The sequence below is a fragment of the Alexandriicola marinus genome (assembly GCF_004000435.1).
GTDB lineage: Bacteria > Pseudomonadota > Alphaproteobacteria > Rhodobacterales > Rhodobacteraceae > Alexandriicola > Alexandriicola marinus.
In genome coordinates, this window is sequence record NZ_RBVZ01000001.1 from 743,462 (window position 1) to 765,873 (window position 22,412).

Annotated in this window: 24 protein-coding genes and 2 pseudogenes; 4 read left to right on the forward strand and 22 right to left on the reverse strand. The window is 64.9% G+C overall.

From position 1 onward, the window contains the following. Window position 1: 1 nt before the first annotated feature. From rsmA to lptF, 8 genes and pseudogenes are all read right to left on the reverse strand, one after another. A complete protein-coding gene (rsmA, locus tag EP376_RS03680) occupies window positions 2-853 on the reverse strand; it encodes a 16S rRNA (adenine(1518)-N(6)/adenine(1519)-N(6))-dimethyltransferase RsmA (protein ID WP_127654172.1) in 852 nt (283 codons plus the stop codon). Next, the gene (gene pdxA, locus EP376_RS03685) at window positions 850-1,818 is read right to left on the reverse strand and encodes a 4-hydroxythreonine-4-phosphate dehydrogenase PdxA (protein ID WP_127654173.1); all 969 of its coding nucleotides are present in this window, start codon (window positions 1,816-1,818) and stop codon (window positions 850-852) included. Before pdxA ends, rsmA begins: the two co-directional genes overlap by 4 nt. A 6-nt stretch (window positions 1,819-1,824) precedes the next feature. Further along, window positions 1,825-3,057 carry a peptidylprolyl isomerase gene (locus EP376_RS03690; protein ID WP_127654174.1) on the reverse strand — a complete coding sequence of 411 codons (1,233 nt, stop codon included), beginning with the start codon at window positions 3,055-3,057 and terminating at the stop codon, window positions 1,825-1,827. 56 nt (window positions 3,058-3,113) lie between these two features. Beyond that, window positions 3,114-3,380: a hypothetical protein gene (locus EP376_RS23175; protein WP_206074782.1), complete on the reverse strand. Its 267-nt coding sequence runs from the start codon at window positions 3,378-3,380 to the stop codon at window positions 3,114-3,116. A 93-nt stretch (window positions 3,381-3,473) separates the two neighbouring features. Then, window positions 3,474-3,854: pseudogene (gene lptD / locus EP376_RS23610) on the reverse strand (LPS assembly protein LptD); the annotation flags it as partial. Between the two features lie 55 nt (window positions 3,855-3,909). Then, window positions 3,910-5,244, reverse strand: a pseudogene (locus EP376_RS03700) (LPS-assembly protein LptD); the annotation flags it as partial. Beyond that, window positions 5,241-6,335 carry an LPS export ABC transporter permease LptG gene (lptG, locus tag EP376_RS03705; RefSeq protein ID WP_127654177.1) on the reverse strand — a complete coding sequence of 365 codons (1,095 nt, stop codon included), beginning with the start codon at window positions 6,333-6,335 and terminating at the stop codon, window positions 5,241-5,243. The gene lptG and the pseudogene EP376_RS03700, both read right to left, overlap by 4 nt. After that, window positions 6,332-7,459, reverse strand: a complete 1,128-nt coding sequence (gene lptF, locus EP376_RS03710; protein WP_127654178.1) for an LPS export ABC transporter permease LptF — start codon at window positions 7,457-7,459, stop codon at window positions 6,332-6,334. Before lptF ends, lptG begins: the two co-directional genes overlap by 4 nt. A gap of 123 nt (window positions 7,460-7,582) precedes the next feature. Between lptF and EP376_RS03715 the strand changes: the two genes are divergently transcribed. Then, on the forward strand, window positions 7,583-8,050 hold the full coding sequence (locus tag EP376_RS03715; RefSeq protein WP_127654179.1) for a DNA polymerase III subunit chi: 468 nt from the start codon (window positions 7,583-7,585) through the stop codon (window positions 8,048-8,050). 8 nt (window positions 8,051-8,058) lie between these two features. On the opposite strand, the gene EP376_RS03720 is transcribed toward EP376_RS03715, so the two are convergent. The 3 genes from EP376_RS03720 to EP376_RS03730 all read right to left on the reverse strand — a co-directional run bounded on the left by EP376_RS03720 (window position 8,059) and on the right by EP376_RS03730 (window position 10,091). Next, entirely contained in the window at window positions 8,059-8,637 is a 579-nt protein-coding gene (locus EP376_RS03720) for a retropepsin-like aspartic protease family protein (protein WP_127654180.1), read from the reverse strand. Window positions 8,638-8,653: 16 nt separating this feature from the next. Next, window positions 8,654-9,277 (reverse strand): MarC family protein, encoded by a 624-nt coding sequence (locus EP376_RS03725; RefSeq protein WP_127654181.1) that lies wholly within the window; start codon window positions 9,275-9,277, stop codon window positions 8,654-8,656. 211 nt (window positions 9,278-9,488) lie between these two features. Further along, window positions 9,489-10,091, reverse strand: coding sequence for a hypothetical protein (locus EP376_RS03730; protein WP_127654182.1), 603 nt, complete (start codon window positions 10,089-10,091; stop codon window positions 9,489-9,491). An 899-nt stretch (window positions 10,092-10,990) separates the two neighbouring features. On the opposite strand from EP376_RS03730, the gene EP376_RS03735 reads away from it, so the two are divergent. After that, the gene (locus EP376_RS03735) at window positions 10,991-11,479 is read left to right on the forward strand and encodes a hypothetical protein (RefSeq protein ID WP_127654183.1); all 489 of its coding nucleotides are present in this window, start codon (window positions 10,991-10,993) and stop codon (window positions 11,477-11,479) included. A 79-nt stretch (window positions 11,480-11,558) separates the two neighbouring features. Here EP376_RS03735 and EP376_RS03740 read toward each other — a convergent pair whose 3' ends face one another. Together EP376_RS03740 and EP376_RS03745 are read right to left on the reverse strand one after the other, a co-directional pair. Next, window positions 11,559-13,406 (reverse strand): ABC-F family ATP-binding cassette domain-containing protein, encoded by a 1,848-nt coding sequence (locus EP376_RS03740; RefSeq protein WP_127654184.1) that lies wholly within the window; start codon window positions 13,404-13,406, stop codon window positions 11,559-11,561. A gap of 38 nt (window positions 13,407-13,444) precedes the next feature. Beyond that, window positions 13,445-13,882 (reverse strand): VOC family protein, encoded by a 438-nt coding sequence (locus EP376_RS03745; protein WP_127654185.1) that lies wholly within the window; start codon window positions 13,880-13,882, stop codon window positions 13,445-13,447. Between the two features lie 184 nt (window positions 13,883-14,066). Between EP376_RS03745 and ndk the strand changes: the two genes are divergently transcribed. Beyond that, window positions 14,067-14,489 carry a nucleoside-diphosphate kinase gene (gene ndk, locus EP376_RS03750; protein WP_127654186.1) on the forward strand — a complete coding sequence of 141 codons (423 nt, stop codon included), beginning with the start codon at window positions 14,067-14,069 and terminating at the stop codon, window positions 14,487-14,489. A gap of 75 nt (window positions 14,490-14,564) precedes the next feature. Here ndk and EP376_RS03755 read toward each other — a convergent pair whose 3' ends face one another. After that, complete coding sequence (locus EP376_RS03755) at window positions 14,565-15,065, reverse strand: transglycosylase SLT domain-containing protein (RefSeq protein WP_127654187.1); 501 nt, start codon at window positions 15,063-15,065, stop codon at window positions 14,565-14,567. Beyond that, on the reverse strand, window positions 15,062-15,394 hold the full coding sequence (locus tag EP376_RS03760) for a TfoX/Sxy family protein (protein ID WP_127654188.1): 333 nt from the start codon (window positions 15,392-15,394) through the stop codon (window positions 15,062-15,064). The genes EP376_RS03755 and EP376_RS03760 overlap by 4 nt, the downstream gene beginning before the upstream one ends. Before the next feature lie 150 nt (window positions 15,395-15,544). On the opposite strand from EP376_RS03760, the gene EP376_RS03765 reads away from it, so the two are divergent. Further along, window positions 15,545-16,390, forward strand: coding sequence for a fumarylacetoacetate hydrolase family protein (locus tag EP376_RS03765; RefSeq protein WP_127654189.1), 846 nt, complete (start codon window positions 15,545-15,547; stop codon window positions 16,388-16,390). 7 nt (window positions 16,391-16,397) lie between these two features. Here the strand turns inward: EP376_RS03765 and EP376_RS03770 are convergent, their stop codons facing one another. From EP376_RS03770 to iolC, 7 genes are read right to left on the reverse strand one after another with little or no spacing between them, the layout of a single operon-like run. Next, window positions 16,398-17,558 carry a M24 family metallopeptidase gene (locus EP376_RS03770; protein ID WP_127654190.1) on the reverse strand — a complete coding sequence of 387 codons (1,161 nt, stop codon included), beginning with the start codon at window positions 17,556-17,558 and terminating at the stop codon, window positions 16,398-16,400. Further along, window positions 17,555-18,589 (reverse strand): pyridoxal-phosphate dependent enzyme, encoded by a 1,035-nt coding sequence (locus EP376_RS03775; protein ID WP_127654191.1) that lies wholly within the window; start codon window positions 18,587-18,589, stop codon window positions 17,555-17,557. The genes EP376_RS03770 and EP376_RS03775 overlap by 4 nt, the downstream gene beginning before the upstream one ends. 7 nt (window positions 18,590-18,596) lie before the next feature. Beyond that, window positions 18,597-19,151 (reverse strand): sulfopyruvate decarboxylase subunit beta, encoded by a 555-nt coding sequence (gene comE / locus EP376_RS03780; RefSeq protein WP_127654192.1) that lies wholly within the window; start codon window positions 19,149-19,151, stop codon window positions 18,597-18,599. 1 nt (window position 19,152) lies between these two features. Further along, window positions 19,153-19,650: a sulfopyruvate decarboxylase subunit alpha gene (locus EP376_RS03785; RefSeq protein ID WP_127654193.1), complete on the reverse strand. Its 498-nt coding sequence runs from the start codon at window positions 19,648-19,650 to the stop codon at window positions 19,153-19,155. A 45-nt stretch (window positions 19,651-19,695) separates the two neighbouring features. Then, window positions 19,696-20,523 carry a class II fructose-bisphosphate aldolase gene (locus EP376_RS03790; RefSeq protein ID WP_127654194.1) on the reverse strand — a complete coding sequence of 276 codons (828 nt, stop codon included), beginning with the start codon at window positions 20,521-20,523 and terminating at the stop codon, window positions 19,696-19,698. After that, window positions 20,520-21,362 carry a 5-deoxy-glucuronate isomerase gene (locus EP376_RS03795; protein WP_127654195.1) on the reverse strand — a complete coding sequence of 281 codons (843 nt, stop codon included), beginning with the start codon at window positions 21,360-21,362 and terminating at the stop codon, window positions 20,520-20,522. The genes EP376_RS03790 and EP376_RS03795 overlap by 4 nt, the downstream gene beginning before the upstream one ends. Before the next feature lie 18 nt (window positions 21,363-21,380). Then, window positions 21,381-22,346 (reverse strand): 5-dehydro-2-deoxygluconokinase, encoded by a 966-nt coding sequence (gene iolC / locus EP376_RS03800; RefSeq protein ID WP_127654196.1) that lies wholly within the window; start codon window positions 22,344-22,346, stop codon window positions 21,381-21,383. Window positions 22,347-22,412 lie beyond the last annotated feature (66 nt).

Below are 22,412 nucleotides of genomic sequence, written 5' to 3' on the forward strand. Positions count from 1 at the left end.
CCTAGCCGTCCATTTCCTGTCGCAGTGACCGGGCGAGGGCGCAAAATCCCTCCAGAGGCACGCGTTCGGCGCGCTCGGTCGGCGCGATGCCCACAGCATTGAGATGCGCCTCGATATCGGGGCTCAGCCCCTTCAGCGCCGCGCGCAGCATCTTGCGGCGCTGGTTGAAAGCCGTCGCCACCACATGTGACAGCGTGGCCGCATCCGCAGGGAACCTCGGTTCGGAAAGCGCCGTCAGGTGCACCACCGCGGACGAGACCTTGGGCGGCGGCGAAAATGCCTCCGGCCCCAGTGTCATGACGATGCGGGCCTCGGCGCGCCATTGTGCGAGGATCGCGAGCCGTCCATAGGCCTTGGAACCTGGCTCTGCCACGATCCGTTCGGCGACTTCCTTTTGAAACATCAGCGTGAGGCTGTCCCAGAAGGGCGGCCAATCCGCCGGCGTCAGCCAGCGCACCAGAAGCTCGGTCCCGATATTGTAGGGCAGGTTGGCGGCCACCCGGATCGGCGGGGTCAGGTGGGCCAGCGGATCGACCTCAAGCGCATCACCTTCCACGATCTCGAGGCGGCCGGGATAGGCCGCAGCGATCTGTTCGAGCGCCGGAATGCAGCGGCGATCCTTTTCGATAGCCAGAACCTTGCGCGCCCCTTCGGCCAGCAGACCGCGGGTCAGGCCGCCCGGTCCGGGACCGATCTCCAGCACGTCGCATTGGCTCAGATCGCCGGCCGATCTGGCAATGCGGGCCGTCAGGTTCAGGTCCAGCAGGAAGTTCTGGCCCAACGCCTTGCGGGCCGAAAGCCCGTGCTCGGCGATGACCGCGCGCAGAGGGGGAAGATTGTCGATCGCGCTCATGCCCGGGCCCGCGCGGCGCCCATCCGGGCCGCCATCCGGATCGCCGCGATCATCGAGGTCGGATCGGCCAGCCCCTTGCCCGCGATGTCGAAGGCGGTGCCGTGATCGGGTGAGGTGCGCACGAAGGGCAGGCCCAATGTCACGTTGACGCCGCCCGCGAAATCGATGGTCTTGATCGGGATCAGCGCCTGGTCGTGATACATGGCGATGGCCGCGTCATAGCCCGCCCGCGCGCCTGCGTGAAACATCGTGTCGGCCGACAGCGGACCGATCAGGTCGAGCCCGTCCCGCCTGAGCGCCTCGAGCACGGGTGTGATCATCTCGATCTCCTCCCGGCCCATCTTGCCGTCTTCGCCCGCATGGGGGTTGAGGCCCGCGATGGCGATGCGGGGCGCGGCGATGCCGAAATCCCGGCGCAGGGCGGCATCTGTCACGCGGATTGTTCGGGCAAGGCCCTCCGCGGTCAGTTGGCGGGGCACCTCGGACAGGGGGATGTGGATGGTCGCGGGCACCACGCGCAGCGCGTCGCAGGCCAGCATCATGACCACATGGGCCCCGCCCGCCAGCGCGGCAAGGTATTCGGTATGGCCGGGATAGGGGAAATCCGCCCCGTCGATCAGTGCGGCCTTGTGGATGGGTGCGGTGCAGAGCGCCTGTGCGTCTCCTGCGCGGACGATCGTCACGGCGTCGGCAATGGCGTCGATCACGCCCTGCGCATGGGTGGGATCGGGCTTGCCCGGCATGGCCGGGCTGCCGAAATCGCGCGCCAGAACGGGCAGAGCACGGCGCGAGATGGCGGCGGCGTCCGACGCATGGTCCACCGCCTGCCAGTCTGCCCCCTCGGGCAGGTGTCGCGGATCCCCGATCCAGACAAGATCGATGTCATCGCGCAGTGACTGCCAGGCCCTGTAGGCGATCTCCGGCCCGATCCCGGCCGGTTCCCCGCAGGTCAGGACAATGGTCATCGCGGTTCAATACCGGACGATCGTGGCCGCGGCCCGTTCATCGGCAAGAAGCGCATCGGCGAAACCGGCCAGCTGCTGGCTGACCAGCTGGGTGCGGATCGTTTCCCGGTCGATCTCTTCGCCGCCCGCGGGTATCCGGTCGCAGAGCATCAAAAAGACGAGTGTCTGTCCGTCTGCCCGCGTAAGCGCGGTCGACACCTCGCCGCGATCCAGCTTGGCCAGTTCGAGCGCCACGTCCTGGGGGATCTCCGACAGCGGGAGCGTGTCACGGTCCAGAACCTCGGGCGACTGGTCCTGCGCGACGCCGTAGAGGTCGTCACAATGATCGACACGGTTCCGCACCGCTTCGGCCGCACGCAGACCGGCTTCGCTGCGTCCGCCTGCGATGTAATAGGCCGCGTATTCCAGCGCGGCGGGCGGTTCGGCCGCGCGGCTGACCTCGCGAATGCCACGCAGCTGGAACAGCGCGATGCCATTCGGGATGGCGATGGGCGCGGTCACCTCGCCGGTGCCGAGGCCAAGGATGAGTTGCCGCAGACTGGCCGGGAAATTGTTCACCGGGACCCAGTCGAGCCGCCCGCCATCCTCGCGCGAGGGCAGGGCCGACACGCGCCGCGCCTCTGCGGAAAAGGCGGCGGTCGAGGTGAGCCGAGAAATCCGTTCCGCCGTCACGCGCGCCTCAGCAGCCTCGGGCGGAGGGGCCGGGATGATGATCTCGGACAAGAGCACTTCGATTTCCGTTGCGCCGCCGGCTTGCCGGTCAATCGCTGCGCTGACCTCTGCGTCCGAGATATCGACCCGGTCCTGAAACCGCAGGCGAACAAAGTCCCGCCAGCTGATCCCGACCACGACATAATCGCGCAGGGTTTCTTCGGCGACACCCTCCTGCGCCAGTGTTTGCAGGAATTCTTCGAGCGACAGGTTCGTGCGCGCCGCAAAATCCCGCATCGCGGTCTCGATGCCTTCGTCGCTCAGCCGCAGGCCGGCGCGTTCCAGAATCGCGGTCTTGAGACGGTCCTCGATCAGCTGTTCGAGCGCGATCTCGCCCAGATCGCCCTGCGTGCCAAAGGCCTCCAGCAGGCGCATTCTCTGATCGAGTTCCCAGCCCGATACCGCGCGGTCATTGACCGTGATGATCGGTGAAAACAGCCCCTGCGCAGGCAGCTGCCCCGGTAGCGCTGCAAGGGCCAGAAAAAGCGAGAGGCCCAGCTGCAAGACGGGCAAACGGAGAAGGCGCATAGGCCGGTTTCCTTCACATCTGGCGACTTGCCGTCCCGGCGGCCGCTCTTGGTTCCTCATGGCCCGCCATTGCCTTGGCAATGTCCTGCGGGCCCGGCATTCGAACGTCCCGCCGAAAAGCCTGTCAGGTTGACCGAGAGGCCGAATTCCGTCGCTGGTTCGACTGTTTCGATAATGGTGTAGCGGCGGGATACCGAAAGGTCCACCGTGACGCATTCGTTGCGATATCCCACGCCGAAACCCGCCCGCGCCAGCTCGTCGGCCGAGACGTCGTAGCGGCCCTCGGCACTGACCGACCAGTTCGGGGTCAGCTGGAAGCCCACGTCTGCGGACCATTCCGAAGCGACCTCGTCACGTTCGCGTGTGGGATCAGCGGGCAGCCAGACATAGCCCGCCGACAGATCGATCCGGTCATTGCGCCAGGAGATGAGGGCCTCGGTCTTGTTGAATTCGAAAGAATTGTCGAACAGCGATCTTGCGTCGATGCCGAAGCCTCCGGGCGCGTCGATTTTCGCCGAGACAAGCCAGTCCGAGAACGGTTCCGCCTGACCCGAGGCGCGTGAATAATCGGGCTGGGCGCGGGATTGATAGATGCGCCCGAATGTCAGGCTTTGATAGCCGCCTGCGGGGCCCGTCCTGCTCATCTGAAGACCCGCGCTTGCACGAAGGCCGCGTTCGCGGGCATCGTCGCCCGGAAACCGGCTCAGCGACCAGAGGTTGCCTTCGTCCAGTTCCGACAGGGTCGCATCCTCGTTGGGTGGCGCGAAGCCGTAGCTTTCGGACCAGCCGATCCCCACGACGGGTTCGATGGTCAGAGCGGCGCGGTCTGTCCCCCCCCGGGCGCACGAGCGGCCAGCGCAGCGTCACGGCGGCCGCGGGCCCCGCGCGCCAGCCCTGTCCCGCCTCGGGGTCGTCTTCGACGTTGTAGTAATCCAGCCGCAGCTCTGCCTCGGCATCGACGATCAGGCCCGCGGGCGCGATCCAGCTGTCTTGCCAGCCCAGTTCGGCGCCGAGACGGGCCACGTCCCGGCTGTCATCGGCCTGCGCCCCGATACTGCGCAGGGTGGCGTCGCCGCTCACCCCCCAGTTGAGCCTGCCCCCCAAAAGCCGCGTGTCGATCGTCTCCTCATAGGCAAAGCCAAGAACGATCGGGGGGAGCGAGGCGTCAGGTTCATCGAGCCGGAGACTTTCGTAGAGCGTGCCGCGTGCCTGAAAGAGGCTCGTGTCGCCCACCCGGAGGAGCGACAGTCTGTTGGCGAGCCTGTCACGGTCGTCATAGCCATAATCCCGGAGATAGAACGGGTCGGACACGGATTCACCGGAAAACCGAAGCTCGATCCCCGCGCCGATATCGAAAATGGCGTTTGAAAACAGGTACCAGCGCCATTCGTCGGGGCGGATCGAATCGCGGCTGATGGCGCCGTCGATCCGGAGCCCGCCCTCGAGAAAGGCCTGCCTGTAGCGGGCCTCGAGGGTCCGGGTCTCGGATGACACGAAGGGGGCGACCAACAGGTCGCGATTTTCACCCAGCGTTATGAAATAGGGAACCCGGAGGCCAAAGCCCAAAAGGTCGGACGAGCGGATTTGCGGGATCAGCAGGCCCGTCGAGCGCGGGTTGCTCGGATCCGGGAGCCGCATGCGCGGGACCCAGAGGATCGGAACTCCGCGCACCCGCAAGGTGGCATTCTCGAAATAGAGCTGTCGTGCCTCGGTGTCGTGCAGCAAGCTGTCGGCCCGGATTTCCCAAAGCGGCGCGCGGCCGGGGCACACCTGACACGAGCTTGCAACGGCCCGCGTCAGCGCGGAATAGCGGCCATTGTCGATCCGGGCGATCTGATTGGCGGCCAGCTGCAATTGCTGATCGAGAACGATGCGCGCGCCTCTCAGAAGCCCGTTTTCGAACGACGGGTCCAGTTCGGCACGCTCGGCGGTGATGATCTGGCCATCGGGGCTGCGCAGAAAGATCGGCCCCTCGATCACAAGCCTGTCGGAGCCGGGATCATAGACGATCTGCGCCGCCGACAAAGTGCTGCCGTCATAGAAGGCCTGAACGTTGCCCTGCGCCACAAGCCGTCCCGAACCGTCGAGCGTCACCGTATCGGCCACGAGGCTTGCCGTGCCCTGAGCCCAGAGGATCATGGGCCACAGCGCGACAACGAGGGCCGCGATCAGGCGCCGGAGGATCATCCGTCCTCCAGGTGCAGGATCAGCCCTGCGGCCAGCCCGATCGCCGCGAGCGGCGGTGCCCAGGCTGCAAGAAGGACGGGGATCTCACCGTTCTCGCCCAGGATCTGGGCGAAGTTCCTGAGGAAGTAGGTGCTGAAACTCAGAAGCACGGCCGTCAGGATATAGAGCCCGGTGCGCCCGCCTCGCTGATGGCGGAGGGTGAAGGCCGCGCCGATCAGGACCATCGCCACCAGAAAGACCGGCAACGCCAGTTCCATGTTGAGAAAGACCTCGTGCCGCAGGGCCGAAAACCCGGCCTCGTTCAGCCGGTCGATAAAGGCGGGCAATTCCCAGATCGAGATCGAGGAGGGCGTGCCGAAGGAATTGCGGATCTCGTCGGCGGTCAGATCGGATGGCAATGTCAGGCTGGGGTGCGCGCGGGCCTCGGCCTCCGGGTTTGGCGCGCCCGCAAGCGGCCACAACTTGGCGCCTGTCAATTGCCATGCGCCCCGCGTCAGAACGGCCGCATCGGCATCGATCCGACGCTGAAGCGACCCGTCGGCCCCGAAACTCAGAAACATCGCATCCGACAGTTCCGTGCCGTCAAGATTGGCGCCGGCTGCGTGGATCACGGTCTGGCCAAGCGCATTGCCCTGCCTGAGCCAGAGCCCGTCGCCGGCCAGCGCCAGCACGCTTTCCTCGCCCGTGATCTCGCCGATCCGGGTCTCGTAGGCCCGGGAGGTCGCGGCAACCAGCGGGTTGAACATGGCGACCCCAAGCCCGCCCACCAGCAGCGTCACCAGAACCGGCGGCACAAGCGCCACGACCGCCGAACGGCCGGCCGCCCGGACGACGACCATCTCGGAGGTACGGGCGAGTCCAAGGAAATGCGACAGGGTCGCAAGAATGAACACGAGCGGCAGGATCCGGTAGAGCGCTTGCGGCAGGTTCAGCAGGCTCAGCGATATCAGCGCGCCCGCCCCCTCCAGCGTGTCACCGTGCCGCCGGGCCTGTTCGACCAGGTCGATCAGGAGCGTCAGGACAAGGAAAATGGCCAGCACCCCGAGAAGGGAGCGCAGAAACCGCCGGGCCATGTAGAAATGCAGGGTCATGCCGTGGCCCTTCTGAGGGCGCGGCGCAGGAACCGGGGACGCATCGACCAGACCACAAGCCCCGTCACGAAGACCGCACCGGTGAGCGACGGCACATAGGCCAGCGGCCATAGGCCCGGCTGCGTCGCCAGCTGGGCGGCGGCCGCGCTTTCCATGCCTTTGACGATGATCACCAGAAGGATCGCACCGATGATCTGGCGCCAGACGCCAAACCGGCTGAACTGCCCGACAAGAAGAGCGGCAAAGCCGATCAGCGCACCGATCACCGGCAAGAGGCTTTGCGCCACGCGTTCATGCGCCTCGGCGAACAGCCGCTCGGCGGACCGGCCGGTCTCGGTCGCGAGCGCCTCGGTCGGGCGCAGCAATTCCAGCGTGGGCACTTCGCGCGATTGTCGGCGGGTGGTGTCGGGCAGACGCATGATCGTGCCGATGTCGTAGGACAGCTCGCCGAATGCCGTGGTCGAGAGGCGCGATGTCTCGGCATTCAACGACTGGATCATACCGTCGATCATCACCAGCTGTGGTCCGGTATCGGTCCGGATCAGGTAGGCGCTGCTTGCGGTGAAAATCTGTTCCCCGCCCGAGCCGCGATTGTCCGACAGGAAGATGTTGCGCAACTCGCCCGCATCCGTGATCTCGCGCACATAGAAGGTGACGCCATCGGTGGGCGACAGGAACTGTCCGTCCTGAAGCAGCCGCGCGGTCGCGTTCTGCGCGATCTCGGCGCGCTGCCGGTCAAGCTCGGTCGCGGCGGCCGGGACAAGCACATGCACGAGCGCCGACATCAGCACGCCGACGATCAGGCCGAAGACCAGGACCGGGCGCGCCATCCTGAAGGACGAGGTGCCCGTTGCCCGCAGCACGATCAATTCGCTGTCCGAGGTCATGCGGTTGGCCACATAGACCCCCGCCGCAAAGGCCGCGATCGGCAGGACGATGCTGATCAGGCTGGGAAGCGCGAGCGCTGAGAACAGAAGGAAGGTCGCCATCGACTGGCCGTCGCCGATCAGCTGATCAAAGAGGATGACCGCGCGGTTGACCCAATAGACAAGGATCAGGACGAGAGAGAAAAAGCCGAACGCCACCAGAAGCTGCGCCAGGAAATACCGGTCGATGCGCGACACTCTGCCGTCCTCTTACTGGGCGCCGAAACCTGCCCGAGCCTATCCCATCGCGACAGGGGATTGAACCGCAATCTGGCCAAGCGGCGCGTGGCGCGCTAGGCCAATGCCAAAGGAGGGCAGTTCATGGGTGCGGCCTATTTCTATCATCTGACGGAACAGCCGTTGGAGGCGACGCTGCCGGCCCTGATCGGCAAGGCGCGCGCGGCGGGCTGGATGGTCGAGGTCCGGGGCAGGGAGGCCGGGCTGCTCGACCGTCTCGACGAACACCTGTGGACGGGGATCGACGACATGTTCCTGCCGCATAGCCGCGCAGGCGGCCCCTATGATGCGCTTCAACCCGTTCTCCTGTGCGTCGAAGGCCAGGTGGCCGCAAATACGCCGGCCTGTCTCATGGCCGTGGGCGGCGCAGGGGTCACGCCCGGTGAATGCGCCGCGCTCGAGCGGGTGTGCATCCTCTTCGACGGGCATGACCCGGAGGCCGTGCAGCAGGCGCGCAGCCAATGGCGCGACCTGACCGGCGCGGGTGTGGTCGCGCAATACTGGGCGCAAGAGGGTGGCCGCTGGATGAAAAATGCGGAATCGGGCGGCTGAAACGCGGATCAGGGCGTCAGGATCAGGCGCCCCTCGACGATCTCGATCCGGGCCATGCGGCTGAGATAGGTCATCCCCAGAAGCGACTGGAACAGATCGCCCTCGTTCACCACGGCCCGCACCCCCTGTTCGGACCAGCCGCCGAGGCGGACCTCGTCCAGCCAGACATTGGCGGTGCCAACCGGACCGTTGGCCGTCAGTGCGCGGCCCACGTAGGCGAGCGTTGCGGGATCGATACCGACCCGCCGGGCGTCATCCTGCGTGAGAACGATCTGGCTCGCCCCGGTGTCGACCACGAAATCGATGGGCGTGCCGTTCACCTCGAGCGTCAGGTGGTAATGGCCGTCGCGGCCCACCGGCACCTCGATCCGACCATCGGTGAGCACCGCCTGCGTGGGCGTCACGTCGCGCCGGATGTCGGACCACAGGCCCGCCGCCGCGATCACGCCCAGAAAGATCAGGACCCAGACGATCGCCTGTTGCGTCACCTTGCCCAGCGACTCGCGGTTGGCGGCAAAGAACCATCCCGCCACCGCCGCGCCGAGAAGGCCGAGATAGGCCAGTTGTGCTATGTTGTCTCCGCTCATGACCCCGATATAGGGATCAGACGCCAAAGCCGGAAGAGCGCAGCCCGTCGATGATGAACTGAACCGCCAGCGCGGCCAGCAGCATCCCCAGAACCCGGGTCACCACGTTGATCCCCACTCGGCCAAGCGCCCGCGCGATCAGCCCCGCCGACAGGAAGGCCACCAGCACGATCAAGAGGATCGTCAGCACCACGCCGCCGATCGCCGCCACCTCGGCCGGGCCCTCTGCCTCGCCGGTCAACAGAATCACGGTGGTGATCGCGCCGGGCCCGACGATCAGGGGCAGGGCGAGCGGGAAGACCGAAGGGTCGTGATCCGGCTCCGACCCGTCATCGGCATTGGATTGCCGCCGCGCCTGTCGCTTCTGGAACAGCATCTCGAGTGCCGTGAGGAACAACAGCACGCCCCCCGCGACCCGGAACGCGGGCATCGAGATGCCGAGGAATGCCAGAACCGCCTCTCCGGCCAGCAGAAAAACGAGCATCAATCCCGCCGCCACCGCCACCGCCCGGACGCCCACCCGCCGGCGCTGCACAGGCGTCATATCCTGCGTGAGCGCGATGAAGATCGGCGTCAGCCCGATCGGATCGACGATCACGAACAGCGCCGTGAAGGCAGGGATGAGGGTGACGAGATCCATGGAGCCCGTGATGGACCGGGAAGGCGAGCGGAGCAAGGGGGGGCTGGCGCTCGCTGGGGCGGTCCCTGCGCGGAGCGGACGGTCGCTGAGACTTGCACAAAGGTCTTCCGGGCGGGCAAAGCTGCCGTTCTACGAACGTCGGCTTCCGCGAGGATGGGACAAAACTGCAATCTCCACGGAGCTATTTCATTCTTTGAGCTGGAGGTATTTTTCAAAACGGTGGGAAGTATTGCTTGCAGACCCCGGGCAAATTTTCGCGTAGCCCTCTCCTTGCTTCAAGATCGCGAAAAAGATCACTCCGCGCTTCTGCAAGCTCTTCAAATTCGGTTTCTAGTTTTGAGACTATTTCGCGACGCTCGTCCAAATCACTTTCGAGAAACGCTAGTCTCCTTTCAAGACTGGATTGGAGTGGTGGTTCTGGTGGATCACTTTCACAGTCTTGGATGGCGCTTCTTACATCGGAAAATTCGCCCGTCTGCTCGTTTATTTCACCAAGCAACTCGTCTAGTTCAAAAAATCTCTGGTTACGTTCCTCTATGGTTCTGTCTTGCGGCCAACGCCCTAGGCGGATATCCCGCCACTCTGTCCAGACTTCCAACTGTCTCGCTGTGAGGCGCTCGTATTCTTCCACTGATATTGGGAGTGATAGGCTCGAACAATACTCTATCCGCTCGTGGTAGTTTCTGATTCTTTCGTCGAAGCGTATTGGCTCTTCTTGCAAACTGCGCTCGTGGTCACGTACCCAAGAGCGGTTAAGCTGTAAATCATTCTCCACTGCATCGGCCTGGCGATTGGTGGTCTGATATGCAGTCATCAATACTTCTGGGTTCCCGAGCTTCTCACTGTGAAGACCATTAATCAGTGCACATCCAGGGTAGGAAAGGGGCGCGCCCAAATGCTGAAATGGTGCAAAAAATGGGCCAACGAATATCGATAGAGCAGCGCCGGCCAGAGCTCCACCTACCCAGACTATCCTCCGACGATACCACATAGTCCAATCTCTAGTTTGCAGGTCATCCGTCAGTGCCACAGCTGTTACGTACGAATGAAGTATAGTGTGCTAGGATTATTCTGACGATACCGGTATCTATGCTAGGCTTCTAAGTCATTTTCGACACGAGATCAGAAAATACCGGTCGTTTCGGAACCGTCTGGCGCACTGCCGCTTTGTCAAAAGGTTGACCAAGGCAGACCCGAAAGGCAAAGCCGATGTGGTTTTGGCACGTCTTTGGCTGGTCGTGGGAGTGGCCGTTTGCTGCACCCGGACGAACTGGTAGACTGCAGTCAAACTGGACCTTGGCCGCAAGTAACATGAGGAACCGCTAAGGGCCGAGAGCTGCCTTGGGGCTTGCCCCGGAAACCTCCAAAAGGCCCCCTCCAGCTTTTCAAGCGCGGCCGTCCACAGCGCTTCGGTGCGGTGGAGGCCGTCCATCACTTCGGTGTATTTCCTGTTCCATGTCTCCAGTTTGCCCGCGCGGCCGTCTTCCCGAAGGGCGGGGTGGGAAGTCTGTCGTGCATCTGGATGATCCTGGCGACGTGGTCCTCGCTCTTGCGGGCCTCGGACCCGAGGGCCGCAATCTCGCCAATCTCCGACCTCTGCCCGACCCTCTCCAGGGCCTTCCCGATGTTCCCGCGGCCTTTGGGTCGTCGTCCAAATGGGAACATATTCCCGTGGTAGGAAAGGTCCATATTCCTCCGACGGCTCGGGGCACTATGGTCCATATCTTGTTCAGTTTCTTCGTGATCCTGCCGTCTGGCGTTCTGGGTCTCTGGATCGCGGTCGCCCCGGACAGCCTTCCTGCGTTCTTCCCGGACGAAACGGTGCCTGCGTTCGTTCGTGGAATTGCAGGCGTCGCCGGTCTCATCCTGACAGCCAGTTCACTTGCGGGTCTGCGACATGCCCTGCGTTTGAGGTGGATCATCCGAAGTCGTGACCCAAGGCCGGTTCAGGTTTCCGTCAAGATGCATGACGACGGCGACACAACCACATACCTCGCGAGAGTCCTCCCCGAGGGGTCAGAGGCTGTCTGGCTGGCGCCGATCCATTACAATCGGGCAATTGATCGCCTGCTGGATGGCTCGGTCCATCGTGTCGAAGCCTGGAGCGACAAGACCGGCATGCCGATCGCCCTGCGGGTGGACAGCCGGATCGTGGAGACCTACCCGAACGTGACCCGCAGAAACGGGAATGTCCGCGCCTAGGGAAACGCGTTGACCAGACATGACGGAGGCAGGACGCCCCATCCGTGTCTCCGAGGCCGAACGTCAGGCACGTCGCTGCCTATCCCTCCGCCGCTTCCAGCTTCTCAAGCGCGGCCATCCAGAGGGCTTCGGCGCGGTGGAGGCCGTCCATGACCTCGGCGTATTTCTTGTTCCATGTCTCCAACTCGCCCGCGCGACCGTCTTCGTAGAGGGCAGGGTCGGCGAGCTTGGTGGCGAGTTTGTCGCGCATCTCGGAGATCTTGGCGACGCGGGCCTCGCCCTTGCGGACCTCGGAGCGCAGGGCCGTGATCTCGTCCCGGGTGGCCTTCTTGGGCTTGGGTTTGGACTTCTCCTTGTCGGCGGGCTTGTCCTGCCCCAGAAGCATCCGGCGATAGGCGGCGAGGTCCTCGTCATAGGGCGCGACGCGGCCATCCTTCACAAGCCAGAGCCGTTCGGCCACGAGGCTCAGCAGGTGCATGTCGTGGCTGACAAGGATCACCGCGCCGGAATAGGCCGTCAGCGCCTCGACCAGCGCCTCGCGGCTTTCGATATCGAGGTGGTTGGTCGGTTCATCGAGGATCAGCAGATGCGGCGCATCGAGCGTCGCCAGCAGAAGCGACAGCCGGGCCTTCTGTCCGCCCGACAGGCGGCCCACCTCGGTCTCGACCTGGGCGGCCATCAGGCCGAACCCCGCAAGGCGCGCGCGCAGTTTCGATTGCTGCTCGCCGGGGCGTTCGCGGATGATGTGCTGGAGCGGCGTTTCGTCGACGCGCAGCTCCTCGACCTGGTGCTGGGCGAAGAAGCCGATGCGCAGCTTGGACGATTGCGTGATGCGGCCGGTAAAGAGATCGAGCTTGCCGCACAGCATCTTGGCCAGCGTCGACTTGCCCTCGCCGTTGCGGCCCAGAAGCGCGATGCGGTCGTCCTGATCGATGCGCAGGTTCAGCCCCGACAGAACCGTCACCTCGCCATAGCCCACGGATCCGTTCTCGACCGCGACGATGGGGGGCGACAGCTCCTCGGGTTTGGGAAAGGTGAAGACGGTGCGGGCGGCATCCTCGGGCACCCGGATCGTTTCCATCTTTTCCAGCATCTTGACCCGGCTTTGCGCCTGCTTGGCCTTTGAGGCCTTGGCCTTGAAGCGATCGACGAATGCCTGAAGGTGCTGGCGTTTGGCGTCCTGCTTGGCGGCGGCCGAGGCCAGGAGGGCGGCCTGTTCCCGCCGCTGCCGGGCAAAGCTGTCGTAGCCGCCGGAATAAAGCGTGATCTTGCGATCGTTGAGATGCAGGATCGCGCCCACCGACCGGTTCAGCAACTCGCGGTCATGGCTGACGATCAGCACGGTATGCGGATAGCGCGTAAGATAGCTTTCCAGCCAGAGCGCGCCTTCGAGATCGAGGTAGTTGGTGGGCTCGTCGAGGAGCAGCAGGTCAGGTTCCGAGAACAGGACCGCCGCCAGCGCGACCCGCATACGCCAGCCGCCCGAGAAGGCGGAACACGGCATCAGCTGTTCATCGGGCGTGAAGCCCAGGCCCCGCAGGATCGAGGCGGCCCGCGCCTCGGCCGACCAGGCGTCGATATCGGACAGCCGCGTCTGGATATCGGCGATGCGGTTCGGATCCTGCGCCGTCTCGGCCTCGGCCAGAAGGTCGGCGCGTTCGGTGTCGGCGGCCAGAACCGTGTCGATCAGCGAAACCTCGTTGCCCGGAACCTCCTGGCTGACGCCGCCGATCCGGGCGCCGCGGGGCAGTTCGATCGTCCCGGTATCAAGGGTCAATTCGCCCCGGATCAGGCGGAACAGCGTGGTCTTGCCCGTGCCGTTGCGGCCCACGACGCCGACCTTGTGGCCGGTGGGAATGGTGGCGGAGGCATCCTCGAGAAGCGAGCGGCCTTCGACCGAGTAACCTATGTTGCGGATCTTAAGCATGAGGCGCGCTTAGCAGAGCGCCGGGGCAGGGGAAAGGCTCAGCCGCGCCCGTCCGCGTATTCCGCCGGGCCCTTCACCTCCAGCAGGTTTCCGAACGGGTCGCGGATGTAGAACGACAGGCCCACGCCGCGGGCGCCGCCGTGGGTGGCCTCGCGTTCGATCGTCACGCCATGGGCTGCCAGATGGGCGCGCATGGCCGCGGGCTCGAAGGGCGAGGTGGCGATGCAGACGTGATCGACGTTGCGGCCCCCCGCCACCGGCGGGATGGCATTGCCCGCGCCCTCATGTGTGGTGTCCCACAGCACGATCAGCGCGTTGCCGCACCAGACCTGCTCCATCCCCAGCGCGGGGTAGGAATAGCCTGGCACACAGCCCAGCACCTCGCCATAGAAGGCCAGCGCCCTGTTCATGTCGTCGACCAGAAAGACCACGTGATCCAGACCGGCGAGGGTGAAGGGGGGTGATGATGCGGTCATGGCGGGCCTCGGCTCTCTAAATCGATTTAGGACAGACAAGCACGGATCCTGCCGCGCATCAACTCGGGCCGGGCAACCGGGCCTGCTTTCGCTTCTTTCCTTCACCCCGACCCCATGCTAGGGGGCGCGCATCATTTTCCGGCGGGCCAAGGCGCCCGCGCAATTCAGCAACGAGGCAAGTCCCATGGCGACCGAACGCACGCTTTCCATCATCAAACCCGATGCCACCCGCCGCAACCTGACCGGCAAGATCAATGCCAAGTTCGAGGATGCGGGCCTTCGCATCGTCGCGCAGAAGCGCATTCACCTGACCAAGGCGCAGGCCGGCCAGTTCTATGCCGTCCATTCCGAGCGTCCGTTCTATGACGAGCTGTGCGAGTTCATGGCCTCCGAGCCGGTCGTCGTTCAGGTTCTCGAAGGCGAAGGCGCCATCCTCAAGAATCGTGACGTCATGGGCGCCACGAACCCCGCCGATGCGGCCCCCGGCACGATCCGCGCCGAGTTCGCCGAGAGCGTTGGCGAAAATTCGGTCCACGGCTCCGACGCGCCGGAAACCGCGAAAGAAGAGATCGCCTTCTTCTTCTCGGGTCTCGAACTGGTCGGCTAAGCCTACCGATCCCGCGAATCGAAAGGGCCGTCCCGGGAAACCGGGGCGGCCCTTTTCATTGGGGTCAGCCGGTAATCAGGCCTCGCGGCAATGACGCGCGACTTCGCGCTCGAGAAGGCCCGTCTCGATCAGAAGGCAATTGTCGCGTGCCTCGTAGTAATAGCCGCGCGCATACCACATGACCGCCTCGTCGATATCGCCGCCCGAGACGAGCCACGCGCCGCGCAGGTATTTGCCCGCATAGCGAAGCGTCACCTCGGGATCGAGGAGTTGCGACGGGGGGCCGTCATGACCCATCTGCGCGGCCGTCTGAGGCAGGATTTGCATCATGCCCCAATAAGGCCCGTTGCGCGCCTCGGGCCGGTAATCGCTTTCGCGCTGGATGACGCGGTGGATCAGCTCTGACGGGATCTGGTGAAATTCCGCGTATTCGTTGATCAGCGCACGCAGTTCGGGCGTTTCATTGGGAAAGAGCCCGACGTCGGCAAAGGTATCGTCGCTCACCGCGGCCCGTTCTGAGGTATTCGAGCAGGCCGCAAGCCCGAGGGTCAGAACCATCATCGCAGCCCGGATCATGCGCGCGCCCCTTCGACAACGCCGATCCGGTTGAGGAAGGCCTCGAGTTCGGACCGGCCCTGATCCGAATTGTCCGACCGCAAAGCGTCGAACCTTCGGCGGAGGGCGTCTTTCTCGGGGCCGCGGCAATCGTTCCATGGCCGCCCCTGAAGACCCATCACCAGGGCGTAATAGCCTATGAAATGGGGCCGGACGCCCGCCTGCAACAGCTGCGCATAGGCGGCGTCCGCGCCCAGATCGCGCAGCTCTTCGGCGGTATGGATGCCGGCGCGGGCGAATTGCGCGACGCTGGCGGGCCCGAGATTGGGAATCGTGTCGATCGAACTCATGCCGTCAGATTACCCGGCGACGTGCAGCCGGTCCACGCGGCACGACGGGCACGCGCGTCGATCCGCCGACGACGGGGGCGAAAACGGGGCTGTCAGAAGGAAAAATCGGGCGATATAGAAAGTGCAACGGAATTGAGGGAGACTTGAGACATGAAACTTCTCAGATTTGGTGAGCGCGGGGCCGAGAAGCCCGGAATGTTGGATGCGGAGGGAAACATCCGTGACCTGAGCGGCCATGTGGACGATATCGCGGGCGAGGTTCTTTTCGACGAAGGCCTTGCGAAACTTGCCGCGATCGACCCCGAGACCCTGCCGGTCGTCGATGGTTCGCCCCGGCTGGGTGCCTGCGTTGCAGGCATGACGAAATTCATCTGCATCGGCCTGAACTATGCCGATCACGCCGCCGAATCCGGGATGGAGGTTCCGCCCGAGCCCGTGATCTTCATGAAGGCCAATTCGGCGATCTGCGGCCCGAACGATCCGATCATCGTGCCGCGCGGGTCGGTCAAGACCGACTGGGAAGTCGAACTTGCCGTCATCATCGGCAAGCCTGCCAAGTATGTCAGCGAAGAGGACGCGCTGGATTACGTCGCGGGCTATGCGCTGACCAACGACGTGTCCGAGCGTGAATACCAGATCGAACGTGCGGGCAACTGGACCAAGGGCAAAAGCTGCGACAACTTCGGCCAGATCGGCCCGTGGCTCGTGACACGCGACGAGGTCGCCGATCCTCAGGACCTCGCGATGTGGTGCGCCGTGAACGGCGAACGGATGCAGGACGGCTCGACCAAGACCATGGTCTATGGCGTCAAGCACCTCGTCTCCTATCTCAGCAACTTCATGACGCTGCACCCCGGCGACGTGATCTCGACGGGCACGCCTCCGGGCGTCGGCATGGGCATGAAGCCGCAGCGCTATCTCAAGCCGGGTGACGTGGTCACTCTGGGAATCGACGGTCTGGGCGAACAGCGGCAGGACGTCATCGCCGATACGTAAGGCCAGCTTATGGAAGGGCCGGGACCGGCCCTTCCATCCTCGCGGTCAGAAACCGCGCCGCGCCGTCGGTGACGGCAATCACCTCTTCATGCACCAGCAAGGTGCCGGGGCCGGTCGCGATCGACGGCTCCAGCGTCAGGACCATGCCCGGGCGCAACCCGGTCCGGTCGGCAGGCAGGATCGAGGGCCATTCCGTCAGTTGCATCCCCAAGCCGTGGCCATAGCGCCCGGCCCCGGGATCGCCGCTGCCACCGGTCAGAACCGCATCCATCGCGGCAAAGATATCCGAGGCAAGGGCACCGGGACGGGCGGCCTCGGCCCCGGCTGTGACCGCGTCGATCAGGCGATCATGCGCGGATTGGAGCGGTGCAGGGCAGGGGCCGACACAGAAGTTGCGGTTGAAGTCGCAGAAATACCCGGCCCGGATCAGCCCGGTATCCAGCATCAGCATATCGCCATGCTCCAGCGGCAGGTCCGTGGCGGGCGATATCACATCACCATACCCCGTCTGGCCCGCGCCACCCGCCAGATAGGGCACGAAATCCGCCCCTTCCTCGAGGCAGAGACGCTGGAAATCGCGGAAGATTTTCGACAGGGGCACGCCGCGTCCGGCGATCTCGGGCACCCTCGAAAAGGCCCGGTCGCCGATGGCGCAGGCCTCTTCGATCCGCGCCATTTCCGCCGGGGACTTGATCAGGCGCAGCGCGCGCAGGATGCCCGCGTCGTCGGTCAGGCTGGCATCCGGAAGCTCCCGTTCCAGCCTGCGGAAATCGGCCAGCGGCATGCCCAGATGACTTTCCATCCCCGAGGGCAGGCCGATGCGCCCGCGCGGCCCCGCCAGTTCGTGCAAGGTGCCTGCCAGCAGGCTCACCCCGTCATCGGAATAATCGGGCGCGCGCCATGTGCGGATGTCGTCGATCCACGTCCGCCCCATCAGATGCGCGCCGATCTCGGGGATCACGGCCACGGGTTTTCCTTGCGCGGGCAGGATCAGGAACCACGGCCGCGTCGGGCTTTCCCAGAACCGGGTCAGGAAGCCGCTGAAATACCGCAGATCGGCCTCGGTCGTCAGCAACAGCGCGTCGAGGCCTGCCGCGTCCATCATCTGCTGCGCCGCGTCGCAACGTGCCTGATATTCCGTCGGCGCAAAGCCCGACGGATCGGTCATTCCGGCCCCTCGCTGAGGATGCACAATACCCGTGCCCCGGGGCCAAGACCCAACTCACCGGCCCCGGAAAGGCAGCCCGCGATCCCCGCCGCCCCCGACGGCGTCGAGGGCAGACCGGCAGCCTCGGTCTCGGCAAGGCCCGATGCGGCCTCCTCTTCGGAGATCGTCATGAAGATGTCGGCATCGCGGGCAAGCCCCTTCAGCGCGATCAGCGACGGCTCCTTGCAATCCAGCCGGCCCATCGCCGAAACCGGCCCGTCGGCCACCACGGGCCCGCCTGCCATGATCGACGCAAAAAGCGCGGGGGCGGCCTCTGGCTCAACGACAATGATCTGAGGCGCATCGCCCCATGCCACCCGCGCCAGCGCCGCCGCGGCGGCTGCCAGACCGCCGACACCGGCCTGAAGGAAGATGTGGGTCGGCGGAGCCTCAAGCGCCGCGATGGTCTCTTCCATGAGGGCGAGATAGCCTTCCATCAGGACATGCGGCCGTTCGTAATAGCCGGGCCAGGAACTGTCGCTAAGAAGACACCAGCCATTGACCTCGGCCGCGCGGGCCGCGGCTTCCATGCTGGCCTCGTAGATCTCGCCCTCGCGGACGACCTCCGCCCCTTCGGACCTGAGCCGCGCGGCAAAGGCCTCGGGCACCGTCCGGGCGAGGTAGATCACGGCGCGCGCGCCAAAGACGCGGGCCCCCGCGGCGACCGACAGGCCGTGATTGCCCGCGCTTGCCGCAACATAGGTCGCGCCTTTTGCGCGACCTTCCTCGGCGTCGCGCGCGATCACATAAGCGGCGCCAAGCGCCTTGAACGAACCGAGGCCCATGCGGCCTCTCTCGTCCTTGATGTCGAACCGGGCGACGCCTGCGCGGCTTGCCAGTTGCGGTGCCTGGACAAGCGGCGTCTTGCGGGCCTCGGGGCAACGGTCGAGCAAAGCACGCGGCCGGGCCGCATCGGTGCTGGGCCATGGCATCGGATCCAGATCGGGATGGTTCAGACCCATGCCGCGATAGGGGTTGGTAAGGAGGTTCATGGGCTTGTCACCGTCGCACCGCTTTCATGAACCTTTCGCGGATCACCACCGGATCAAGCGGGATGACGGGCATCTTCTCGTTTCCGCTGTCACATTTGGCGACGATGATCGTCATCTCGCCGCAATCCAGCGCCTCGCGCAGAACCTCGCCCGTTTCCTCGCCCATGCATTCGATCACCCGGTCGCAACCGCAGGCCTCGGCCACGCGCGCCAGCGATGTGCGCGCGCCGGTGTAGGTCGGCTGATCCCCGGTCGAGCCATAGGCGCCGTTGTCGATGATCAGGAGGATGAAATTCGGCGCGGGGTTGTTCGCGATCGTGGGCAAGGTGCCCAGATTTGTCAGGATCGAGCCGTCGCCGTCGATGGCGATCACCGGTTTCGGCTGCGACAGCGCAAGCCCCAGCCCGATCGACGAGGCAAGGCCCATCGTGCCGAGCATGTAGAAATTGCCGTCCCGGTCGTCGATTGCGTAAAGTTCCTGGCTGGGAATGCCGATGTTGCACACGACAAGCGCTTCGCGCAGCAGGGGCGCGATCTCGCGCAGGATCTCGGCCCGGATCATGTCAGTAATCCCCCCAGAATGTCGCATCCGTCAGGATCGCCACGGGTTTGCTGCTCATGAACGTATGATCGAGGATCCGAGGCAGCTCCTCGGCGTCTTCGCGCCTGTGGAAATGGTATGTCTGGATGTGAAGTTGGGACAGCAACGCCTTGGTATGGACCGCCATTTCCACCTGGCAGGCGACCGGTTCGCCGACCTCGCCCCGGTAGGAAATCAGCATCGGCAACGGCATCCGGTAGAACTGGATCAGGGTTGCCAGCGCATTGATGGTCACGCCAAGGGCGGTGTTCTGCATGATGATGCAGGGCCGCACCCCGCCAAGCCAGGCCCCGGCGCACAGGCCCATGCCTTCGTCTTCCTTGTTCGCGGGCACGTGGCGGATCCCGTCGCGATCCTCGATCTCGGCGATGACGCCGGCCAGCTGTTTGCAGGGAACCGTCGTGATGAAGCCGATCTCGCGCGAGATCAGGTCATCGACGATCTGGGCATGGATGGACATGGGCGGCCTTTCGGGATGTCGTCCCCGACTAAACGCGATGAATGCCTAGCCCGCAAGCCCGCGCAAGACCGCACGCGCCGCCGCGCGAAGGTCGGGCTCGATCCCGCCCAGGATCGCGATGCGGTCGAAGGTGTCGGGGTCCTGCTCCAGACGGTTGCGCAGGGCGCGCCCGAAGGTCTGGCGAAGCTCTGTTCCGATGTTGAACTTGGTGATCGGTGTCTCCCGGGCCAGGCGCAGGCGCTCGGCGGCGGGGACGCCCGATCCGCCATGAATGACCAGAGGCAGGGAGGTGCGCGCGGCGATGGCGTCGATCCGCGCGCGGTCGAGGCCCTGTGCCGCCTCGGTCTGAAGGTGCACGTTCCCGACCGAAATGGCGAGTGCGTCCACCCCCGTCGCTGCGGCGAAACGGGCGGCCTCGTCGGGGTCGGTGCCGCGCGAGGGCGCGCCGTCGACATAGCCCACGACGCCAAGCTCACCCTCGCAGGACAGGCCCGCCGCATGGGCCATCTCGGCGATGCGGGCGGTATCCTCGATGTTCTTGTCCAAGGGGTCGAGGGAGCCGTCATACATGATGCTGGTGAAACCGGCATCGATCGCTGCGCGGGCCTCGTCAGCCGACTTGCCATGGTCGAGATGGATGACAACCGGCACATCGACCTCTTCGGCAAGATTACGCAGCGTCGCGCCCCAGACGGGGATCGGCATGTGCGCCCGCGCCCCTGGACCCGCCTGAAGGATGACGGGCAGGCCCTCGTCCTGCGCCGCCATCGCATAGGCGCGGGCATCCTCCCACCCCAGGCAGACAAGGCCCGCGACGGCGCGGCCTTCTTCAAGTGCTGGTTTAAGAACGTCGCGTAACGTCACGAGTGTCATTTGAATTTCGCGATCATGTCCTTGATGCCCGGGATCGTTTCGATCTGGTAGGCGTGGGTCGGCTGGAAATATTGCACAAGGCTGCGCTGGCTCAGCCCACCAAGGATGGTGAAGTAATACATCTCGTATCCCGGTAGGGCCGCACAGGGGTGATAGCCGTTGTCGATGCAGATCGTGGAGCCGTCGACGATATGATAGGCATCGCCCGGTTTGCCATCCTCCCGCTGGAGCATCTGTAGCCCGGAGCCGTGGTTCGGACGGAAGCGGAAATTATATGTCTCGTCGTGGCGCGTCTCATCGGGCAGGCGGTCGGTGTCGTGCTTGTGGCTGGGAAAGCCGGACCAGCCGCCTGCGCCCACCGTGAACAACTCGCTGACAAGGAGCCGGCCGACGCGGTCGGCCTGCTTCTGGCCAAGGATATGCTTGATCTTGCGATGCGTCTTGGTGTCGTCAGAGCCGTATTGTACAAGGTCGAGTTCATCCGCGCGCACCGCGAAGGGGGTCAGGGTCTCATCGAATTTCGCCCCGGCCACAAAGACTTCCGCCGTGTCGCTGGTGCAGATCATGCGGGCCTTGGCGCCGGACGGGACATAGACGCCCTCGGGCTCCCCGTCCCAGACATCGACGCCGCGTCCGCCGATGGCCTGCCAGCTTTCGCCTTCGACCTCCACGTCGACGGTGCCCGTCGCGGGCACGATGCAGGTCTCGTAGCCCGGCACCTGGTAGTCGAAGGCCTGATCGCGGGACAGCTTGACGATGTTGAAGTAATTGAGCGGCACCGTCGTGTCGCCCGCATCCACGATGGGTTTGTTCTGGTTGTCGAAGGGGGGGATATGCATGGCCTGTCCTTTCGGGGGTCAGATCGGGGCGTCGTGAGTGGCAAGAAACTGGGTGAGTTCGGTCTCGGTCGGCATCGCGGGTGCGCATCCGACGCGGGCGACCACGATGGCCGCGGCGGCAGAGCCGCGCAGGACCGCCTCCTTCAGCGCCCGGCCAGAGGCGAGTGCCGCGAGGAACGACGCCATGAACGCGTCGCCCGCGCCCGTCGGCTTCAAGGCTTCGGTCCGGTAGATTCCGGTTCTGAATTCCTCGCGATCACAAATGGTTATCGCGCCTTCTTCACCCATCTTGTAAACAACGATCCGGTCACGGGTACGTGCAAGGCTCCGGGCGGCATCGAGGCCCTTGTCATAGTCACCCGCAAGAAAGCCGAATTCCACATCGTTGCCGACGATGATGTCGGCCATCTCGGCGGCGCGGGAATAGGTCAGTTCGGCCTCGCGCGGGGACGACCAGCTGTACGGCCGATAGTCGATGTCGAAAATCACGGGGATTGCGTGATGGCGCGCGGTCTCGAAGGCGCGGAACGCCGCGCCGCGCGACGGCCCGGCGGCGAAGACGGTGCCCGTGGTGACCACGGCATCGAAGCCCGAGAAATCGACACCGGCCACCATTTCTTCGGTCAGTTCAAAATCGGCCGCGCCGTTGCGATAGATGACCGATTGGGTGTTTTCGAGCCGCGTCTCGACCACGGCGAGCGAATTGCGCGCCTCGCCGCCCACCGCCGTCACATGGCTGTCGTCGACGCCGTAGGCGCGCAGCTGGGCCTGCGCGAACCGGCCCACCGCATCGTCCGACACCGGCGTCAGGAGCGCCGCCTGCGCCCCCTGTCGCACGAGACCGGCTGCGATATTGGCCGATGATCCGCCAAGCGTCGCGGTGAATTGCGTGGCCGCCTCGATCGTCGTGCCGGGCGGATCGGCATAGAGATCCATGCCGGCCCGGCCGATGACGAGAAACCTGTTTCCACGAATCTCATGCATGACATGGTGCCCTTTTTACTCGCACGCCGCATTGGGCGCTTGCGTGGGTTCGCGGCGAACGATACG

What these genes read in the sequence shown, in the direction of transcription:
- rsmA (WP_127654172.1), bottom strand. Translation starts at nt 853, where the DNA reads ATGAGCGCGATCGACAATCTTCCCCCTCTGCGCGCGGTCATCGCCGAG.
- pdxA (WP_127654173.1), bottom strand. Translation starts at nt 1,818, where the DNA reads ATGACCATTGTCCTGACCTGCGGGGAACCGGCCGGGATCGGGCCGGAG.
- EP376_RS03690 (WP_127654174.1), bottom strand. Translation starts at nt 3,057, where the DNA reads ATGCGCCTTCTCCGTTTGCCCGTCTTGCAGCTGGGCCTCTCGCTTTTT.
- lptG (WP_127654177.1), bottom strand. Translation starts at nt 6,335, where the DNA reads ATGACCCTGCATTTCTACATGGCCCGGCGGTTTCTGCGCTCCCTTCTC.
- EP376_RS03715 (WP_127654179.1), top strand. Translation starts at nt 7,583, where the DNA reads ATGGGTGCGGCCTATTTCTATCATCTGACGGAACAGCCGTTGGAGGCG.
- EP376_RS03720 (WP_127654180.1), bottom strand. Translation starts at nt 8,637, where the DNA reads ATGAGCGGAGACAACATAGCACAACTGGCCTATCTCGGCCTTCTCGGC.
- EP376_RS03725 (WP_127654181.1), bottom strand. Translation starts at nt 9,277, where the DNA reads ATGGATCTCGTCACCCTCATCCCTGCCTTCACGGCGCTGTTCGTGATC.
- EP376_RS03730 (WP_127654182.1), bottom strand. Translation starts at nt 10,091, where the DNA reads ATGACTGCATATCAGACCACCAATCGCCAGGCCGATGCAGTGGAGAAT.
- EP376_RS03735 (WP_127654183.1), top strand. Translation starts at nt 10,991, where the DNA reads ATGGTCCATATCTTGTTCAGTTTCTTCGTGATCCTGCCGTCTGGCGTT.
- EP376_RS03740 (WP_127654184.1), bottom strand. Translation starts at nt 13,406, where the DNA reads ATGCTTAAGATCCGCAACATAGGTTACTCGGTCGAAGGCCGCTCGCTT.
- EP376_RS03745 (WP_127654185.1), bottom strand. Translation starts at nt 13,882, where the DNA reads ATGACCGCATCATCACCCCCCTTCACCCTCGCCGGTCTGGATCACGTG.
- ndk (WP_127654186.1), top strand. Translation starts at nt 14,067, where the DNA reads ATGGCGACCGAACGCACGCTTTCCATCATCAAACCCGATGCCACCCGC.
- EP376_RS03755 (WP_127654187.1), bottom strand. Translation starts at nt 15,065, where the DNA reads ATGATCCGGGCTGCGATGATGGTTCTGACCCTCGGGCTTGCGGCCTGC.
- EP376_RS03760 (WP_127654188.1), bottom strand. Translation starts at nt 15,394, where the DNA reads ATGAGTTCGATCGACACGATTCCCAATCTCGGGCCCGCCAGCGTCGCG.
- EP376_RS03765 (WP_127654189.1), top strand. Translation starts at nt 15,545, where the DNA reads ATGAAACTTCTCAGATTTGGTGAGCGCGGGGCCGAGAAGCCCGGAATG.
- EP376_RS03770 (WP_127654190.1), bottom strand. Translation starts at nt 17,558, where the DNA reads ATGACCGATCCGTCGGGCTTTGCGCCGACGGAATATCAGGCACGTTGC.
- EP376_RS03775 (WP_127654191.1), bottom strand. Translation starts at nt 18,589, where the DNA reads ATGAACCTCCTTACCAACCCCTATCGCGGCATGGGTCTGAACCATCCC.
- comE (WP_127654192.1), bottom strand. Translation starts at nt 19,151, where the DNA reads ATGATCCGGGCCGAGATCCTGCGCGAGATCGCGCCCCTGCTGCGCGAA.
- EP376_RS03785 (WP_127654193.1), bottom strand. Translation starts at nt 19,650, where the DNA reads ATGTCCATCCATGCCCAGATCGTCGATGACCTGATCTCGCGCGAGATC.
- EP376_RS03790 (WP_127654194.1), bottom strand. Translation starts at nt 20,523, where the DNA reads ATGACACTCGTGACGTTACGCGACGTTCTTAAACCAGCACTTGAAGAA.
- EP376_RS03795 (WP_127654195.1), bottom strand. Translation starts at nt 21,362, where the DNA reads ATGCATATCCCCCCCTTCGACAACCAGAACAAACCCATCGTGGATGCG.
- iolC (WP_127654196.1), bottom strand. Translation starts at nt 22,346, where the DNA reads ATGCATGAGATTCGTGGAAACAGGTTTCTCGTCATCGGCCGGGCCGGC.